The organism is Wolbachia endosymbiont of Pentalonia nigronervosa (assembly GCF_014534705.1).
Lineage (GTDB): Bacteria > Pseudomonadota > Alphaproteobacteria > Rickettsiales > Anaplasmataceae > Wolbachia.
The window spans coordinates 1-2,077 of sequence record NZ_JACVWV010000129.1; the positions used below are offsets into that span (position 1 = coordinate 1).

At 39.4% G+C, this 2,077-nt stretch carries 1 protein-coding gene and 1 pseudogene; both read right to left on the reverse strand.

Annotated features, from left to right (window positions below):
• Positions 1 to 9 precede the first annotated feature (9 nt).
• Entirely contained in the window at positions 10 to 1,842 is a 1,833-nt protein-coding gene (locus IC220_RS07200; protein ID WP_188153751.1) for a phage terminase large subunit family protein, read from the reverse strand.
• Positions 1,839 to 2,077, reverse strand: a pseudogene (locus IC220_RS07205) (hypothetical protein); the annotation flags it as partial. The pseudogene IC220_RS07205 and the gene IC220_RS07200, both read right to left, overlap by 4 nt.

Consider the following 2,077-nt stretch of genomic DNA (forward strand, 5'->3'; position numbering starts at 1 on the left):
AAATATTCTTCAGTGTACATTTTCTATCCATTTACTTTTGACTATTTTCTTTGGCTTTTTGCTCTCAGTCTTTTCACTCAAACTAACCCATTTACTCTCTTGCCAACGATCAATCCCAAGGGCTATAGATGCTGCTCTGGCATAAATTCGGCAATCAAGTGCTTCATTACGGTCTCTTATTTTCTGCCACTCCTGCTTGGTGTAACCTTTCACTACTTTGGTAATTAATTGTTCCGCAGTCAGTTGTTTAAAATACTCAGGCGCATACTCTGGAAAATGGCAATATCCTGCTGGAGCTTTTTCGCCTTCTCGTAACACATTGAGTAGTTGAAATAACTCCGACTTTAATATTGATACTCCAACTGGCCAGAGTTTCATGCCTCTGTAGAGCTTTTTACCTGCCACTGTCACATCAACTCTACTTGGGCTATTAAGCGGTACTAGGGCTTTGTTCACTCCCTTTACTGCCATTACTTTACCAGAGCTCTGCTGGCTTCTCACCCAATTGTATACTTCCTGCGTTGCGTATCCTGCATCTACTGCCATCATGCTAATTGTATATTCAAGACCATCTGAACCAAGAAAATGATGATTCAGTAACTCTGAAAGTTTGTTCCATACAAATTCTTTTCCAGGGTCTCCTTCAAATACCTGATAATCTATTGACCAACTTTCACGATTTCTTCCCCAAGCTACAACCTCTACTTCTATTCTGTCTTTTTGTACATCAACACCTGCAGTAAGGACTACTTCTCCTTTTGGTACTGTTCCAATAAGATATGACTCTCTTCTCTCAAATAAGTGCCTCCAGTCTGGTACTTCTCCTTTATCAACCCAAGTCTCTCCTAAAGTAGTATTTATCCAGACCTTCAGTAATTGCTCATTTTCTTTTGCATGCTGAAAATCTTCTACTGCTTGACTCCAACTATACCAACCAACTGGACTGTAAAGACTTGAAATATGAAATCCTGCTATCTTTCCACCTTTTGTTTCGTTCGTTACTCTCCATTCTCCACGTGAAAGCATCTCGGTTTTTTGATGATTTTTTATTTTACCGTTACACTCTATACACACATAGTGCGCTGTTCTTGGGTCTTTATCTTCCCACTTAACTTGCGTCCATTTTAAAACTTGATAATGGTTACAGTGTGGATATGGTACAAAGAAATAACGTTTGTCAGAGCTTTCAAATTCCTTTTCAATTCTGCTGATTCCATGCACTGTTGGAGTTGAGACCAAAAATATCTTTCGCCGCGTAAATGTATTAGTTCGGGCTATGCTGAGCAAAACTGGATCTCCTTCACCACCTGAATCTCCTGGATACGCATCAATTTCATCGAGAAAGAGGTATTTTACTGGCATAGAACGAAGGCCTACGCTGCTGTTCGCCCCAGTTATTACCACAATCCCACCGGGAAACTCTTTACTCTGTACCGTATTGCCTGAATCTCTTGATCTTGGGTCTTTTACTTTATCTTTTAAACATGGTGTGCTATCAATAAGTGGGGCAAATCTTCCTTTAGACCAGCGTTTTCCCATCTCTACAGTTGGCTGTACCACTAACATTGGACCTGGAGTCTGGTCAATAATATAGCCTATCCAGTTGTTCCCTGCTTCTGTTCCTCCAATCTGTGCTCCTTTCATAAAGATTACTTTTTCAATTGGTGATGAAGGTGATAAAGAGTCCATTATTTCCTTTAAATAAGGAGTTCTCTCTGTTCTCCATTTTCCTGGTTCTGATGATGCTGTTTGCGAGAGAACTCTATACTCATCTGCCCATTCTGACACCTTTAATAATGGATCTGGCTTTAATCCTGCATAAAAGGCTGTTGCGTATATCATAATGCTATTGATTGTTCATTGCTTGCTCTGGACAAAACAGGTTCTTCTATCTTGTGGTCTACAAAATCTTCCTCCTCCTCACTTTGTATTTCAACATTACTTGATGTAGTTTGACTCTCTCTTTCACTTTCTAACTCAATTGACATTTTCTTTTGCAATTCTTCTTCTATGTACTTTTGCGTCAAATTGTTCATTACTATTGCTACGATAAGTGCAAATACTCCTACCACTATTG